The 15900-nt window shown below is 33.5% G+C and carries 15 protein-coding genes; 11 read left to right on the plus strand and 4 right to left on the minus strand.

Annotated elements, in window-relative coordinates; translation table 11 throughout:
* Position 1: 1 nt before the first annotated feature.
* Complete coding sequence (locus FGF67_RS12810) at positions 2–1024, minus strand: SRPBCC family protein (RefSeq protein WP_139698156.1); 1023 nt, start codon at positions 1022–1024, stop codon at positions 2–4.
* Between the two features lie 184 nt (positions 1025–1208).
* Here FGF67_RS12810 and FGF67_RS12815 point away from each other — a divergent pair, with 184 nt between their 5' ends.
* Positions 1209–3248: a dipeptidyl-peptidase 3 family protein gene (locus FGF67_RS12815; protein WP_139698157.1), complete on the plus strand. Its 2040-nt coding sequence runs from the start codon at positions 1209–1211 to the stop codon at positions 3246–3248.
* A 483-nt stretch (positions 3249–3731) separates the two neighbouring features.
* Entirely contained in the window at positions 3732–4118 is a 387-nt protein-coding gene (locus FGF67_RS12825; protein WP_139698159.1) for a pyrophosphohydrolase domain-containing protein, read from the plus strand.
* 24 nt (positions 4119–4142) lie between these two features.
* On the opposite strand, the gene FGF67_RS12830 is transcribed toward FGF67_RS12825, so the two are convergent.
* Positions 4143–5210 (minus strand): branched-chain amino acid aminotransferase, encoded by a 1068-nt coding sequence (locus tag FGF67_RS12830; protein ID WP_139698160.1) that lies wholly within the window; start codon positions 5208–5210, stop codon positions 4143–4145.
* Between the two features lie 244 nt (positions 5211–5454).
* Between FGF67_RS12830 and mnmD the strand changes: the two genes are divergently transcribed.
* On the plus strand, positions 5455–6144 hold the full coding sequence (gene mnmD / locus FGF67_RS12835; protein WP_139698161.1) for a tRNA (5-methylaminomethyl-2-thiouridine)(34)-methyltransferase MnmD: 690 nt from the start codon (positions 5455–5457) through the stop codon (positions 6142–6144).
* Between the two features lie 103 nt (positions 6145–6247).
* Positions 6248–7153 (plus strand): TIGR01777 family oxidoreductase, encoded by a 906-nt coding sequence (locus tag FGF67_RS12840; protein WP_139698162.1) that lies wholly within the window; start codon positions 6248–6250, stop codon positions 7151–7153.
* Positions 7154–7160: 7 nt separating this feature from the next.
* Here the strand turns inward: FGF67_RS12840 and FGF67_RS12845 are convergent, their stop codons facing one another.
* Positions 7161–7718 (minus strand): hypothetical protein, encoded by a 558-nt coding sequence (locus FGF67_RS12845; RefSeq protein WP_139698163.1) that lies wholly within the window; start codon positions 7716–7718, stop codon positions 7161–7163.
* 130 nt (positions 7719–7848) lie between these two features.
* Positions 7849–8508, minus strand: a complete 660-nt coding sequence (locus FGF67_RS12850; RefSeq protein WP_139698164.1) for a YceI family protein — start codon at positions 8506–8508, stop codon at positions 7849–7851.
* Positions 8509–8659: 151 nt separating this feature from the next.
* Here FGF67_RS12850 and FGF67_RS12855 point away from each other — a divergent pair, with 151 nt between their 5' ends.
* From FGF67_RS12855 to FGF67_RS12885, 7 genes are all read left to right on the plus strand, one after another.
* Positions 8660–9211, plus strand: a complete 552-nt coding sequence (locus tag FGF67_RS12855; RefSeq protein ID WP_139698165.1) for a nucleotide exchange factor GrpE — start codon at positions 8660–8662, stop codon at positions 9209–9211.
* Positions 9212–9219: 8 nt separating this feature from the next.
* Positions 9220–10335, plus strand: a complete 1116-nt coding sequence (gene dnaJ / locus FGF67_RS12860; protein WP_139698166.1) for a molecular chaperone DnaJ — start codon at positions 9220–9222, stop codon at positions 10333–10335.
* Between the two features lie 303 nt (positions 10336–10638).
* Complete coding sequence (locus tag FGF67_RS12865) at positions 10639–11565, plus strand: ABC transporter ATP-binding protein (protein WP_139698167.1); 927 nt, start codon at positions 10639–10641, stop codon at positions 11563–11565.
* A complete protein-coding gene (locus tag FGF67_RS12870) occupies positions 11566–12873 on the plus strand; it encodes an ABC transporter permease (RefSeq protein WP_139698168.1) in 1308 nt (435 codons plus the stop codon). It abuts the gene before it with no gap.
* A gap of 11 nt (positions 12874–12884) precedes the next feature.
* Positions 12885–13817: a mechanosensitive ion channel family protein gene (locus tag FGF67_RS12875; protein ID WP_139698169.1), complete on the plus strand. Its 933-nt coding sequence runs from the start codon at positions 12885–12887 to the stop codon at positions 13815–13817.
* Between the two features lie 21 nt (positions 13818–13838).
* The gene (locus tag FGF67_RS12880) at positions 13839–14723 is read left to right on the plus strand and encodes a DUF6268 family outer membrane beta-barrel protein (protein ID WP_139698170.1); all 885 of its coding nucleotides are present in this window, start codon (positions 13839–13841) and stop codon (positions 14721–14723) included.
* 6 nt (positions 14724–14729) lie between these two features.
* Positions 14730–15893: a sigma-54-dependent transcriptional regulator gene (locus tag FGF67_RS12885; RefSeq protein WP_139698171.1), complete on the plus strand. Its 1164-nt coding sequence runs from the start codon at positions 14730–14732 to the stop codon at positions 15891–15893.
* The last annotated feature ends 7 nt before the right edge of the window (positions 15894–15900 follow it).

A 15900-nucleotide genomic window follows, 5' to 3' on the forward strand; every position in this document is an offset into this window, starting at 1 on the left:
TTTACTTTATAGCAATGTATATTTCAGTGATCCATGCTGCAGGGTTCTCTATTCGATTTGGATCTGTGAGATAGGTTTCAAGCATAGGGCCATTTTCAACAACCTCTAAATTATTTTCAGAAATATAATTCATGGCTGTATCCCAGGCTTCCTTTAAGTTTTCATAATCTCCCTTTAAGGTTGTTTTTATGGCTTTAAAAGGTGATAGCTGTCCGGTTAAAATATCAGGTTCAGTAGAGATAATTTTTTCAGTTGTAGGAATACAGCAGGAAAACATAACAGCATTATTCGCTTCATCCCATTTGTGGTAATACACAAAAGGCGCCCCAGCAATTGGAATGTTATTTTTATTGGCGTATGTGGCAATTTTAGGGAGCATGACCTGCATTGTGTTGGCTAAATCTGAAATTTTGCAAGATGTTGAATTGTAAATATAAAAACCGCCGCCATGTTCGGTCAATCCATTTACTGCTACACTATAAGCTTTCATATCTCGAGTTACTACACTATCTAACTTAAATAAACCTCTATCAAAATCAGGTGCGGTATTCTCTTCAATAGATCCTGCAAATGTCGTGTACATTTTAGTCATAAAATCTTGCTCGCCTTTCATACCCCAAGTTACGGTGGTCCCTGCTTCTGTTTCTTCAAAAGTCCAATTAATATAAGATTCAGATTCAAAAGGTTTAATAAATTCTATATGTTGGGAAATGGAGGCATTATCATTAACAGCTAAGGTTGTCATTTTTCCTTCACCTAAAATAGCACCTTTCCATGAATAGCTGGCATTTACTCCCGATGTTTGTTCGCCATACGTTATTGTTGCATTGGGTTCTTGCTCAATCCATGGTGAAAAACTAGGCCAGTTTTTATAGTCGTTAACTTTTTCAAACAAAAGTGATTTAGGAGCTTTTATCACTCTGCTTCTTGAAAAATCAAATTGATTGGGTTGCACAGCAATGTATATAGACAGTCCAATTATAATGATAAGAAGAAGAAAAAGAACATATTTTAAAGCTTTCATATGGCTAGTTTGATAATATTGTTAAATCAAAGATAATCAATTTTATATTTTGGTTTTTAAATTGTTACATTTGTAGTTTATTGGTGATTGTTTTTTAGTTAATCTTTGTTTTATGGTTTTAATTAAAAGTATAAACAAAGGTTTTTGTTTAATTTTTATAAGTGATTAATTTTTTATTTTCAATATGCGACTAAACTTTATTCTAAATGTGATGCTCGTTGGGGCAATCATTACATCATGTGGTAATGAAAAAAATAAAACAAACAATAATGAGGTTTCTGTAAAAGAAGAGGTTTCTTTTGATTATAATGTTGAGCAATTTGCCGACGTTAAGGTTTTAAGATATCAAATTCCAGGTTTTGAAAAATTATCATTAAAAGAGAAAAAACTGGTGTACTATTTAACCCAGGCAGGACTGTCTGGTAGAGATATTATTTGGGATCAAAATTATAGGCACAATCTAAAGATTAGAAATGCTCTTGAAAACGTCTATAAGCATTATAATGGCGATAAAAATTCAAATGAATGGAACGCTTTTGAGGCGTATTTGAAACGTGTTTGGTTTAGTAATGGTATTCATCATCATTACTCAAATGATAAGCTTAAGCCTGGATTTTCACCTGAGTACTTGAATGAACTGTTGACTCAAACCAGCACAACATTAACAGGAGAACCGTTTGATGTTATTTTTAACGATAAAGATGTTAAAAAAGTAAATCAAGCTAAAGGTGTTGATAATGTGGCGCTTTCGGCCGTTAATTTTTATGGTAGTAACGTAACAAATTCAGATGTAGAACATTTTTATAAAACCAAAATATCACCAGATGCAAATAAACCACTGTCCTTTGGTTTAAACTCTCAATTGGTAAAAGAGAATGGGGTTTTGAAAGAACGCGTGTATAAGTCAGGAGGACTGTACGGTTCTGCGATTGATGAAATCATTAAATGGTTGGAGCTGGCTAAAAGTGTAGCAGAAAATGAACCACAAGCCAATGCTTTAGGTTTGTTGATTGACTATTATAAAACAGGCAATTTGCAAACTTGGGATGATTATAACATAGCTTGGACTAAGGCAACTGAGGGAAATATTGACTACATCAATAGTTTTATTGAGGTGTATAATGATCCACTAGGTTACCGCGGATCTTATGAAAGTATCATTCAAATTAACGATTTTGATATGTCTCAAAAAATGAAAGTGCTATCTGATAATGCGCAATGGTTTGAAGACAACTCTACTTTAATGGAAGCACATAAAAAGAAAAATGTGGTAGGGGTTACATACAAAGTTGTAAATGTGGCGGGAGAATCAGGGGATGCTTCTCCAAGTACGCCAATAGGTGTAAATCTGCCAAATGCCAATTGGATTCGTGCTGCCGTGGGAAGTAAATCGGTGTCTTTAGGAAATATAATTCATGCCTATAATAATGCAGGAAGCACAGGTAGATTAAAAGAGTTTGTTCATGATGATGAAGAATATCAGCTAGAGGAAAAGTATGGTCAATTGGCTGATAAATTGCATACAGCTTTACATGAGGTTATAGGTCATGCGTCAGGGCAACTAAACCCAGGTGTGGCCGAGACAAAAGAAACTTTAAAAAATTATAAGTCTACTTTAGAAGAAGGACGCGCTGATTTAGTAGGGTTGTATTATTTATATAATTCTAAGTTACAAGAATTAGGCCTGGTTGACGATTGGAAATCTGTTGGAAAAGCAGCTTACGATGGGTATATAAGAAATGGACTGATGACGCAACTCATTCGATTAAACTTGGGGGATGATGTAGAAGAGGCTCACATGAGAAACAGACAATGGGTTTCTGCTTGGGTGTTTGAAAAAGGCAAGGCCGATAAGGTTATTGAGAAAGTGACAAGAGATGGAAAAACATATTTTGATATAAAGAATTATGATAAACTGCGTGAACTTTTTGGGGAATTGCTTCGCGAAGCACAACGCATAAAATCAGAAGGTGATTTTGAGGCTGTTCAAGCTTTAGTAGAAGGCTATGGTGTTAAAGTAGATCAAGCACTACATGCAGAAGTTTTAGAACGTAACAAGCAGTTTACATCGGCACCATATAGCGGGTTTGTTAATCCTGTATTAATTCCAGAGAAAAATGAAGCAGGTGAAATTATAGATGTGAAAGTAAATCAACCAGAAACATTTTCAGGACAAATGTTAACGTATAGTGAAGACTACAGTTTTTTACCAGAGGTAAATTAGTTGAGTTTGTTATAGTGAAAAGAAAGCAGAATCTTAAATCAAGGTTCTGTTTTTTTGTTTACACTAAAAACTAAAAGAATTAAATTTACAACAGTCAGGGCACTTAAGATAAGTAGAATCTTCATGTTAGTTTGTTTTGATTAAACATAGCTATTTTAAAGATGCAACTAACAGAAAAAGGTTGCGTTAGATAAGACGTTATTTTTTAAAATAAAAAATAAAGAGCTACTTAAAGAAAAACTTTATTGCAGAAATTAAAAGAATAAAACCAATAAAGGCCAAAAGCATCCATATGCTTCCTTTGTAGAATTTTTTATGAAGTTTTAAATCTTTACGGTATGTGTACGCAATAATTACAGAAAATACCACAAAAAATAAAACTCCAAAAATGATTTGACCTTTACTGAACATATACTTATTTTTAGGCAAATTTAACTAATAATCATTAAAATCGGGTCTTCGGATTTGTTATAAATACCATTTATGAAAAATAAAATAGAGGCAGTAAAAGCGTTTCATACGGCTTTTAAAATAGGGCATAGAGAATCTCCTAAAGCCAATTTAGGGTTAGAAAAAAATATGTTGCGTTATAAATTGATGCGTGAGGAGAATGAAGAGTATTTAGACGCAGCAAATAATAACGATTTGGTTGAAGTGGCCGATGCCCTAGGCGATATGTTGTATATTTTATGCGGTACCATTATTGAGCATGGGTTGCAGTATAAAATAGAAGAAGTTTTTGATGAAATTCAGCGTAGTAATATGAGTAAACTTGGGGCAGACGGAAAGCCCATTTATCGTGAAGATGGTAAGGTGTTAAAAGGACCAAATTACTTTAAACCCAATATTGAATCTATATTAGACAAATAAAAAAAGAGCCTTTCGGCTCTCTTTTTATTTTACACTATATCTCCACCCAAAAGGATCATCCGTTTTATTGGTTTGAATATCGGTAATGCATTTTTTTAAGAAACTCGCATAGGTGTTATCTAATTTTGGTAAATCATAATCAACCTCCTTATATCCAAATCCAGATATAGGAGAAATGACAGCAGCTGTACCAGCGCCAAACATTTCTTTTAAGGAGCCATTCTTAGCAGCTTCAACTACTTCGGTTACTGTAATTTTTCTTACTTCAACGGGAATATATTCAGATTTTGCCAGCTCAATAATACTTTTACGGGTTATACCGTCCAAGATTCTATCACTTGTAGGACCTGTTATTAGCGTGTCATTAATACGAACAAATATATTCATAGCACCAGCTTCTTCAATATACTCGTGCGTGTTATCATCGGTCCAAATAACTTGTTGGTATCCTTTTTCTACGGCCAGTTGTGTTGGGTAAAATTGTCCTGCATAATTCCCTCCAGCTTTAGCATAACCAACGCCACCATTTGCAGAGCGAGAATATTTTTCCTCAATTAAAACTTTTACTTCACCAGCAAAATAAGCACCTGAAGGCGCTGTACAAATAATAAATTTATACGCATCTGCAGGTGAGGCATGGAAACCATTTCCTGAAGCAAAAATAAATGGTCTTATGTATAGTGAACTCCCTTCGTTTTGAGGAATCCAATCTTCGTCAACTTCTAGCAAGGCTTTTAGTCCTTCCATAAAATAATCTTCAGGTAATTCAGGAATGGCTAATCGTTTTGCCGAAATGTTTAAGCGTTTATAATTATCTAAAGGTCTAAAGAGCCATACTTTCCCTTCGGTATCTTTATAGGCTTTCATACCTTCAAAGACGGATTGACCGTAATGAAAAATTTTTGCAGACGGATCTAAAGTTATGGGTTGGTAAGGAACCACTTTTGGTTTTTCCCAATTACCGTTTTTATAGTTACACTCAAGCATGTGGTCTGAAAACACATGGCCAAATTTTAAATTATCAAAATCTACATCATTAATCTTTGTAGCTTTTGCTTTTATAATCTCAATATCATTGATTATAGCACTCATAGTCCTGTGATTTTATCATACAAATTTAAGTAAAATCGACTTTAAAAAAACTATATTTACTGATTATGATTTTTATTTATGTTTTTTTAAAATAAGATAGTGTTTAATACTTGTCTTAATGAGTCTTTTAGTTTATTCTTGTTAATCAAGAAAAGAAATCACTAATAGTATTCTACCCAAGAAAGATTTTGTATGTTGTTACAAATAGAGCTTTGTTTCTATTATAAAAAAGAGCTTTTATATTTTGAAACGTGAAATTATTATAACATCTGATGGATCTTCAACTATCCATTTACCAGATTGGAATGAACAATATCATTCTAAGCATGGTGCTATACAAGAAGCCTATCATGTGTTTATAAAGCATGGGTTTCATTATTACAAGCAACCACAATTAATAGGACATAAAAATGACCAAACAGTTGCTATTCTTGAAATTGGATTTGGTACGGGCTTAAATGCTTTAATTACTTTTTTAGAAAGCCATAAGCATCAGGTATATATTGATTATACTGGAGTAGAAGCTTTTCCTGTTTCTATTGACGAAGTTAGTTTACTGAATTACAGTAATCACTTATCAAGTGAATTGGAAGTGTCAAATGTTTTTAAGGAGATACATGAAATACCATGGGAACACCACCACCAAATGTCACCTTATTTTACTCTTAAGAAAGAAAAAAAGTTTTTTAAGGAGATTCAAAATAAATCAGCTTTTAATCTTATTTATTTTGACGCCTTTGGAGCGCGCGTACAACCCGAATTATGGACGGAGTCTATGTTTAAAATTATGTATGAAGCGTTGAAACCAGGCGGTGTTTTAGTCACGTATTCGGCTAAAGGAAGCGTAAGAAGAGCTATGATTAACGTGGGGTTTGCTGTTGAAAAACTACCCGGTCCTCCAGGTAAAAGAGAAATGCTTCGTGCCAAGAAGTAATAAATGACTTACTATACTTTCTTGAAAAAAAGCGTTATTCTGTTAAACCTTATATAAAACTGTAGCTGTAAGGGTTGGCATTTTGTATTTTTAAAAGAAAAATATGCGCGTTTTAATAACAGGAGCCACAGGTTTAATAGGGTCAAGGATAGTTGGGCTTTGTCATAAAAACAATATTCAGGTTAATTATCTTACCACCAGTAAGTCCAAAATTGAATATAAAAATGATTATAGAGGATTTTATTGGAATCTAAAAACGCAAGAGATTGACACAACATGTTTTGAAGACGTAAGTACTATTATACATCTTACTGGGGCTTCAATTTCAAAACGATGGACTTCAAAATATAAAAAAGAAATTATTGAAAGCAGAACCACATCAACGGCCTTATTGATCAATGCCTTAAAAGGAGAATCTCATGGCATAAAACAGGTTATTTCAGCTAGTGCCATTGGGGTGTACCCTCATTCCCTTATTAATTATTATGATGAAGGGAATAAAGCTATAAATGATTCATTTTTAGGTAAGGTTGTGACTGTTTGGGAGCAATCTGTAGATGGATTTTCAAAATTAGGAATTGAAGTTGCTAAGATTAGAATAGGATTGGTTTTAGCTGAAAATGGAGGTGCTTTGCAAGAAATAGTCAAACCTATAAAGTATGGTTTTGGAGCGGCTTTTGGTAGCGGAAAACAATGGCAATCTTGGATTCATATACAAGATTTGTCAAACTTATTTATTTTTGTGTTAAAATACAGATTACAGGGGGTTTTTAATGGCGTAGCACCAAATCCTGTAACCAATAAAGACCTTATAAAAACAACAGCACAGGTGTTAAGAAAACCTTTAATCTTGCCCAATATTCCTGAAATTTTAATGAAAATGATTCTAGGAGAGATGCACATCATATTGTTTGAAAGTCAAAGAGTGAGTTCTAAAAAACTTCAAAATAAAGGTTTTAATTTCAAATTCAATTATTTAGAATCAGCTCTTAAAGATTTACTCGCATAAAGATTGTTTAAACATAACCTATACCTTGCAAAAAATAATTCAATACAAAAAAGGCTAACAAAAAAATAGTGAAAACCACATGAACCCAGTATTTTTTTGTGAATATTAGTATAATATAAAATACAGAGAGTATAAGGGGTAACATCCAAGCGTATTTATGTTCGTACATAATAAATCGGTTAAGGGTGTACGAAAAAACGAATAGTGTGAGGAGTGTGAAATAATATTTTCGTTGTCCAAAATACCATTCTAACAGATTAAAGCCATCATCAGGCTCTCGGTCTGGCAAAACGGTAAGCATAACTAAGAGGATTAAAATAATGGGGACCAGCCATATAAAAAAGCCTAGGCTTGTGGCAATGAGAGGCGAATTGAGCTCCGCTTGAATATTATACCAAATAATAATCATGGCCTGAAAACTCATAAATGTATGTGCTAGTGGTAACCAATGCCATGAAATTGTATGGCGTTTTCTTAAAAGTCTATGAAAACTATGAATTAAATCTGTAAGACCTAATCCAGCAAGTATGGCTATGAATGTAATTAGAAGATCTTGATTTATCATAATTGAAATGTTAGAATTTAAAAAGTATCTCTAAAAACTAAAGTAGTAGAAAAAAAAGAAATACAATCTTAAACAAATGCAAAACCACCCTAATCGTAGAGTGGTTTTCCTGATATGCATGTGTGTTATATTATTTTTCTAAAGCAATGATGATGTTCAATTCAATTTCATCATTGATGAATTTATCCCCTAAATCGCCAAATATTGATTTAGACTTATATTTGATGTCCCATTTTGTGCGGTCAATTGTAAAAGTTGCACTAGATAATGTTAAGGTACTATTATCTTGAGTGATAGTCACAGGAAATTCAATGGTATTTGCAATGTTCTTAATAGTTAGGTTCCCAGAGATGACAGTAGCGCCATCTTTTTCTACGGTATTTAATACATTAAAAGTCGCTGTTGAATAAGTGTCTACACTAAAGAAATCATCACTTTTTAAATGATTAAGCAATTTTGCATGATTTTTATCTTCTTTAGGCATGTCTTGAATATCAATTGATGTCATATCAATTTCAAAAGAACCTGCTGAAATAATACCATCTGTAACGGTTAATGAACCATTTTTTAATGACACGGTACCAAAATGAGTTCCTGTGGGTTTTGATGCTTTCCAATTTATTTTTGAACTAGCTGTATTAGCCGTGTAGTTACCTGAATTTAATGTCGTTTTAGAGGGCGAAATCGTGGTGTCTTCAGAGGTGTTTTGTTCTTTTGATGTGTTTTTACAAGCGGTTAGTGTGCTAACCAGAAGTAGTGCACATACTATTATATTAAAAGCTTTTTTCATATTTAAATTGTTTTTAGTGTTTATTAGGATAAAAATATACAATCATATCTTAAAAAAAAATTAAAATTATTTTCGTGACATTATGACATTTTTATAATAATGGCAGTACTTTTGCCAACTAATTTCAGTATTGCAAAAAAATGAGTTTACCATGAGTAAAGAAGATAAAAAGAACGATATAGAAAAAGAGCAAGTAGACGGTGCACAAAATGAAGCTGTTGAAGTAGAAGAGCCTGTAGTTGAAGAACAAACAGCCGAAGAAAAATTAGAAGCAGATCTTAAACAAGAAAAAGATAAGTTTTTACGCTTATTTGCCGAGTTTGAAAACTATAAAAGACGTACAGCTAAAGAGCGCATAGAGTTGTTTGCAACCGCGAGTGAAGGAGTAATGAAAAATTTATTGCCTATACTTGATGATTTTGAGAGAGCTTTAAGTCATATTGAAGACGATAAAGAAGCCGAAGAATTAAGAAAAGGGGTGTTATTAATTTATCAAAAGTTAGTAAGCACTTTAGAAAAAGACGGCCTAAAAGCAATAGAAGTTGCTAATGGCGATGTTTTTGATGCCGATATACACGAAGCAATAACTCAAATTCCAGCACCGAGTGATGATTTAAAAGGAAAAATTATTGATACAGTAGAAAAAGGCTACAAGTTAGGAGATAAAATTATTCGTTTTCCAAAAGTGGTTATAGGACAATAAGAAAAGACATGGCGAAAAGAGATTATTACGAGGTATTAGGAGTTAGTAAAGGAGCAAGTGCTGCTGAAATTAAGAAAGCTTACCGAAAAAAAGCGATAGAATTTCATCCAGATAAAAACCCAAATAATAAAGAGGCTGAGGCTAAATTTAAAGAGGCCGCTGAAGCCTATGAGGTTTTAAGCGACGAGAATAAAAAAGCACGTTATGACCAATTTGGTCACCAAGCCTTTGAAAATGGCGGTGGCGGTTTTGGCGGTGGCGGTATGAATATGGAAGACATATTTAGCCAGTTTGGAGATATTTTTGGCGGCGGTTTTGGTGGAGGCTTTTCAGGGTTTGGTGGCGGTGGTCAACGCCGGGCAAAGGGCAGTAACTTAAGAATTCGAGTAAGATTAACCCTTGAAGAAGTAGCAAACGGCGTTGAAAAAAAGGTTAAAGTTAAGAGAAAAGTTCAGGCACCAGGCACCACTTATAAAACGTGCTCTACCTGTAATGGAAGTGGGCAAGTCACTCGTATAGCAAACACCATTTTAGGAAGAATGCAAACCTCTGCTCCTTGTAATGTATGTGGTGGTTCCGGGCAAATGATAGATAAAAAACCAAGTGATGCCGATGCACAAGGACTTAAGGTAGCGGAAGAAACTGTATCTATAAAAATACCAGCAGGTGTTGTTGATGGTATGCAATTGAAAGTATCAGGAAAGGGTAATGAAGCGCCTGGAAATGGTATATCAGGTGATTTAATTGTGGTTATAGAAGAAGCGGATCATGATAAACTTCAAAGAGAAGGTGATAATCTTCATTATGATTTATATGTTAGTTTTCCGGAGGCGGTGTTAGGAACCTCAAAAGAAATTGATACCGTGTCAGGTAAAGTGCGTATTAAAGTTGAAGCTGGTGTACAATCTGGTAAAATATTACGTTTACGTGGAAAAGGTATTCCTAGTATTAATGGTTACGGTAAAGGAGATCTCTTGGTTCATGTGAATGTATGGACACCTAAAACACTTAATAAACAGCAGAAAGAGTTTTTTGAGGCTATGCAAAATGATGAACATTTTATACCTAAACCAGAAAGCTCAGATAAATCATTCTTTGAAAAAGTTAAAGATATGTTTTCGTAAGGAAAGGACTAAATTATTTTAAATCCGCTTTTAAAGCGGATTTTTTTGCTTAAAAACAGTAAGATATCTAATAGTTTTGCTATTAGTATTGAAAAAAAAACTATATTTGGACATCACTAATTAATTAGTGATAATTTTTCTTTTTCATAGCAATTTTTTTCCCATCCTTAATTTTATTGAGGGTGGGTTTTGTTTTTTAGGTGTTTTATAGCCCCTTAAAGGTTGGTTGTTCAGGGACTGAATTTTATCAAAATGCGTCAATAATCTGGTTGAACATTTAATATATTTACACAAAAATTATCTATGACTAATTTATTGGAGGTTGATAAAGTTTCAAAGAATTTCGGAAATTTTAAAGCTCTAAATAACGTTTCAATTTCTGTTCCTAAAGGAAGTATTTTTGGTCTGTTAGGCCCCAATGGCGCTGGTAAAACCACATTAATTCGTGTGGTCAATCAAATTACCATGCCAGATGGTGGTCATGTAAGTTTAGATGGAGAACCGTTATGTGCAAAGCATATTCAAGATATTGGATACTTACCTGAGGAACGCGGACTCTACAAATCAATGAAAGTTGGCGAACAAGCACTTTACTTAGCACAATTAAAAGGGTTGAGTAAAGTAGAAGCAAAAAAGCGTTTGCATTATTGGTTTGACAGATTGGAAATAGGTGATTGGTGGAATAAGAAAATTCAAGAACTATCAAAAGGAATGGCGCAAAAAATACAGTTTGTAGTAACCGTTTTGCACCAACCTAAATTGCTGATTTTTGATGAACCTTTTTCAGGATTTGATCCAATAAATGCTAATTTAATTAAGGATGAAATTTTACGTTTAAGAGATAATGGCGCTACCGTTATTTTTTCAACGCACAGAATGGAATCGGTAGAAGAACTTTGTGATGAAATTGCTTTAATTCATAAATCAAATAAAATACTTGATGGCAAGCTTATTGACGTAAAACGTCAGTTTAAAACTAATACTTACGAAGTAGGCATTAGAGCTACCCATGAAACTGTGTTAGCAAAGGAACTTTCTGATAAGTTTAGTGTAACCAAGGCAGATTTTAAATCCTTAGAAAATGAGCTCAAATTCAATATTAAATTACATAGCGGTGAAAAACCCAATGATCTGCTTACGTTTTTAACCTCAAAAGGCGAGGTGTCACATTTTGTTGAGTTGATACCTAGTGTTAATGATATTTTTATTCAAACCATTAAGAATAATTAAATGAACCATTTACCACTCATTATAAAACGAGAATATCTAACTAAAGTTAGAAATAAATCGTTTATAATAATGACTTTTTTAAGTCCGCTTATATTTATCGCTTTAATAGCGTTTGTGGCCTATTTATCGCAATTAAATAGTGATAAAATAAGAGTTATAACCATCTTAGATGAAACAGGCATGATTCATGATGTTTTTAAAAATTCAGATAAAACCACTTACAATATTCTCCATGGCATGTCTCTTGAAGACGCCAAAAAGGTAGTAAAAGAAACTGAAGCCACAGGGTTATTACATGTTGTTTATATTGTAAATGAAAAGACACCGCGAGTGACTTTTTATTCAGAAGAATCCCCTTCTTTAAATTTAATTTCAGCCTTAGAAAGCAACATAGAGAAGAAACTAACAAATATTAATTTAGAAGAAAATGGAGTAGATGTTGAAAAAATTAACGCATCACGCGTTAATATTGACATAGCTCAGGAGAGTTTTGAAGGTGAAAAAACCTCGAAAATGGATAGCATTATAAAACTCATTTTTGGTGGAGCCGCAGGGTATTTGCTTTTTATGTTTATCATCATTTATGGTAATATGATTATGAGAAGTGTTATTGAAGAAAAAACGAGTAGAATTATTGAAGTTATCATTTCGTCGGTAAAGCCTGTACAATTAATGTTGGGTAAAATAATAGGAACATCGTTAGCAGGTATTACTCAGTTTGTTGTTTGGCTAATTGTTGGTAGTATTTTAATGACTATTACTTCATTTGTATTAGGGATTGACATGGTACAATTACAAACGCCTCAACAAGAAATGATGAAACAAGCCATGGAAAATCCTGAAATGAATATGCAAGCTCAAAATATTTTTAATGCGTTTTACCATTTACCATTAACCAACTTGATAATCGCTTTTATTTTGTTTTTTATAGGTGGTTATTTATTATATAGTTCATTATATGCAGCAATTGGCGCCGCTGTTGATAACGAAACAGATACCCAGCAATTTATGATGCCTATAATTATGCCGCTCATTTTGGCGGTTTATATAGGAATATTTACGGTTATTGAAGATCCACACGGTATGGTTTCAACAGTTTTTTCGTTTATACCGTTAACCTCTCCAGTAGTTATGCTTATGCGTATTCCTTTTGGAGTTCCTATTTGGCAACAAATTTTATCTTTAGTACTTTTAATAGGCTCATTTATGTGTACCGTATGGTTTGCTGCAAAAATTTATAGAGTGGGCATTTTAATGTATGGTAAAAAGCCAAGCTATAAAGAGCTGGCAAAGTGGATTAAATATTAAATTTTAGTGAAATGCAAGAGAAAAAGGCATCCGATAAAATAGAAGAAGGAGTAGAAAAGGTAAGCGAAGTCATTACAGAGAGTTCTTTATGGGAAAAATTTGTGGAGTTTCTTGAGTATAAGATTATTAATTTTAATTATGGTGTAGGAGATGAAGCCCATGTCATTGTACTTAAGGTAAAGTATGTGATACTGGTAGCCATTGTTTTAATGGGAACCACCTATGTTTTAAGATGGGTAAAACGATTGGTAACCCGAAAAATGCCAGATGAAGATAAGGTTAAATTTAATACTGTTTTTTCATTTGCTAGGTGGCTTATTTATTTAATAGTTATACTTGTTGTTTTTGACTCTATAGGTATTAATGTCACGGCCATTTTTGCAGCCTCAGCAGCCTTATTAATCGGTATTGGTTTAGCCTTACAAACCTTGTTTCAAGATATTATATCGGGTATTTTTATTCTTGTTGACCAGTCTGTTCACGTAGGAGATATTATCGAAATTGATGGTAAAGTTGGTCGTGTTGAAGAGATAAAGTTGCGCACTACCAGAGCAGTAACCATTGATAATAAAGTGTTGGTCATTCCTAATCATCTCTACCTCGAAAACATGTTATTTAACTGGACACAAAATGGAACACTCACCAGAGAGTCTGTAAGCGTTGGTGTGGCCTATGGTAGTGATGTTCAGTTGGTAAAAAAACTACTTATTCAAGCCGCGAGTACTCATCCAGATATATTAAGTACTCCTGAACCCTCAGTTATTTTTATGGACTTTGGGAGTAGTTCTTTAGATTTTAAGCTTATTTTTACCATAAATGATAGCTTCAAGTCACAATTTCCTAAAAGTGATTTACGTTTTGAAATAGATAGATTATTCAGAGAAAATAATATTAGTATTCCATTTCCGCAACGCGATATTCATATTATTAAGAAATTAGAGTAAAGAAGCCGCAAAGAAAAGTTTATGATTAATAACAAAATCAAATTATTTATTGGGATAAGTTTGTGTTTTGTTATTCAGTTTTCTCATGCTCAATTAACAGATTTAGCTCGTTTGGAGTATTCCTACATACCTAAAAGTAGGTCTGAAGATAGATACACTAGGCTTAAAGCCTCGCTCAATTACCCCATAAGGATAAGCGAAGATGGTTACCTTGTTGTTGGCGGTGAGTATAATAGAATACTACTGCATTTAGATGAGTCTTATCCTTTTGATACGTCTGGATTACACAGAATTCATATAATAGATTTCAATTTAGGGTATACTTTTAAATTAAGCTCAGGTTGGAGAATAGGAATGAATTTTAATCCAAGAATAGCCTCTACATTAACAAAAAGGTTGAACTCAGATGATTATTTTATGAATGGAGGTCTGTTTTTTATTTCTGATAGGCTGAAGGATCAAAACATAAGGCACCCTTACAGATTGATTCTTGGATTAACTTATAACGCTACAACTGGACTGCCATTTCCGTTGCCTTTTGTAAGTTATTATCGAGAAATTAATAACAAGTGGAGTTTTAATGCAGGAATACCAAAATCGAATGTGAAGTATAGTATTAATGAACATAATAATTTACAGGCCTTTGTAGGCTTAGATGGATATTTAGCACATTTGCAAGAACCCTCTATGGTGAATGGTCAGCATGTAGATCATATTTCATTATCTGTTGTGGTTGGTGGAGTTGGGTACGAATATTGCTTTACAAAACATTTGGTAGCCTATTTGTATTCTGGATATACCTTTAGGCTCAATAATGTTTTAAGAAATAAAAACAGAAAAGAAGTTTTTAAGTTGAACGATATCAATGCGTTTTATTTAAGAACTGGAATAAAATTTAAAATTTAAATAAGTATGTCAAAAATATTAGTAATTGAGGATGAATCGGCTATTAGACGCGTGCTGGTTAAGATTCTTTCAGAGGAAAATGATACCTATTTGGTTGAAGAAGCAGTGGACGGCTTAGTAGGAGTTGAAAAAATAAAAAATGACGACTATGACCTTGTCCTATGTGATATTAAAATGCCAAAAATGGATGGCGTAGAAGTGCTTGAGGCGGTTAAAAAAATAAAACCTGAAACGCCCATTGTTATGATTTCTGGACATGGTGATTTAGATACTGCCGTAAACACCATGCGATTAGGGGCTTATGACTATATTTCGAAACCACCAGATTTAAATAGGTTGTTAAATACCGTAAGGAATGCTTTAGATAGAAAAGAGCTTGTTGTTGAAAACAAAATTTTGAAAAGAAAAGTAAGCAAGAAATACGAAATGATAGGTGAGAGCAAACCTATTGTTCAAATCAAAGAAATTATAGATAAAGTAGCTCCTACTGATGCAAGGGTTTTAATTACTGGCCCCAATGGTACTGGAAAAGAATTGGTGGCTCATTGGTTGCATGAAAAAAGTGCCAGAGCCAAAGGTAATTTAATAGAAGTGAATTGCGCGGCTATACCTTCAGAACTTATTGAAAGTGAGTTGTTTGGTCATGTTAAAGGGGCGTTTACCAGTGCAAATAAAGACAGGGCAGGGAAGTTTGAAGCGGCCAACGGTGGTACTATTTTTCTTGATGAAATAGGCGATATGAGCTTGTCTGCGCAAGCCAAAGTGTTAAGAGCCTTGCAAGAGAATAAAATTCAAAGGGTTGGTAGTGATAAAGATATTAAGGTTGATGTGCGTGTTATTGCTGCTACCAACAAAAATTTAAAAAAGGAAATTGCTGATGGGAAATTCAGAGAAGATTTGTATCACAGACTGGCAGTTATTTTAATAAAAGTACCTGCGTTGAATGATAGACGTGATGATATTCCTATGTTGGTTAAACATTTTTCTATGAAAATTGCTGATGAACAAGGAACAACTCAAAAAGACTTTTCTAATCAAGCGCTTAAGTTGCTCCAGGAATATGATTGGACAGGTAATATTAGAGAGCTTAGAAACGTTGTTGAGCGCTTAATTATTCTGGGCGGAAGAGAGGTTAGCGAAGAAGATGTGAAGCTGTTTGCTAGTAAATAAGAAAAAA

Origin of the sequence: Allotamlana fucoidanivorans, assembly GCF_006265225.1 — a bacterium.
Classification (GTDB): Bacteria; Bacteroidota; Bacteroidia; order Flavobacteriales; family Flavobacteriaceae; genus Allotamlana; species Allotamlana fucoidanivorans.

Coding starts and splice junctions, on each gene's coding strand:
- FGF67_RS12810 (WP_139698156.1), bottom strand. CDS start 1,024: ATGAAAGCTTTAAAATATGTTCTTTTTCTTCTTCTTATCATTATAATT.
- FGF67_RS12815 (WP_139698157.1), top strand. CDS start 1,209: ATGCGACTAAACTTTATTCTAAATGTGATGCTCGTTGGGGCAATCATT.
- FGF67_RS12825 (WP_139698159.1), top strand. CDS start 3,732: ATGAAAAATAAAATAGAGGCAGTAAAAGCGTTTCATACGGCTTTTAAA.
- FGF67_RS12830 (WP_139698160.1), bottom strand. CDS start 5,210: ATGAGTGCTATAATCAATGATATTGAGATTATAAAAGCAAAAGCTACA.
- FGF67_RS12840 (WP_139698162.1), top strand. CDS start 6,248: ATGCGCGTTTTAATAACAGGAGCCACAGGTTTAATAGGGTCAAGGATA.
- FGF67_RS12845 (WP_139698163.1), bottom strand. CDS start 7,718: ATGATAAATCAAGATCTTCTAATTACATTCATAGCCATACTTGCTGGA.
- FGF67_RS12850 (WP_139698164.1), bottom strand. CDS start 8,508: ATGAAAAAAGCTTTTAATATAATAGTATGTGCACTACTTCTGGTTAGC.
- FGF67_RS12855 (WP_139698165.1), top strand. CDS start 8,660: ATGAGTAAAGAAGATAAAAAGAACGATATAGAAAAAGAGCAAGTAGAC.
- dnaJ (WP_139698166.1), top strand. CDS start 9,220: ATGGCGAAAAGAGATTATTACGAGGTATTAGGAGTTAGTAAAGGAGCA.
- FGF67_RS12865 (WP_139698167.1), top strand. CDS start 10,639: ATGACTAATTTATTGGAGGTTGATAAAGTTTCAAAGAATTTCGGAAAT.
- FGF67_RS12870 (WP_139698168.1), top strand. CDS start 11,566: ATGAACCATTTACCACTCATTATAAAACGAGAATATCTAACTAAAGTT.
- FGF67_RS12875 (WP_139698169.1), top strand. CDS start 12,885: ATGCAAGAGAAAAAGGCATCCGATAAAATAGAAGAAGGAGTAGAAAAG.
- FGF67_RS12880 (WP_139698170.1), top strand. CDS start 13,839: ATGATTAATAACAAAATCAAATTATTTATTGGGATAAGTTTGTGTTTT.
- FGF67_RS12885 (WP_139698171.1), top strand. CDS start 14,730: ATGTCAAAAATATTAGTAATTGAGGATGAATCGGCTATTAGACGCGTG.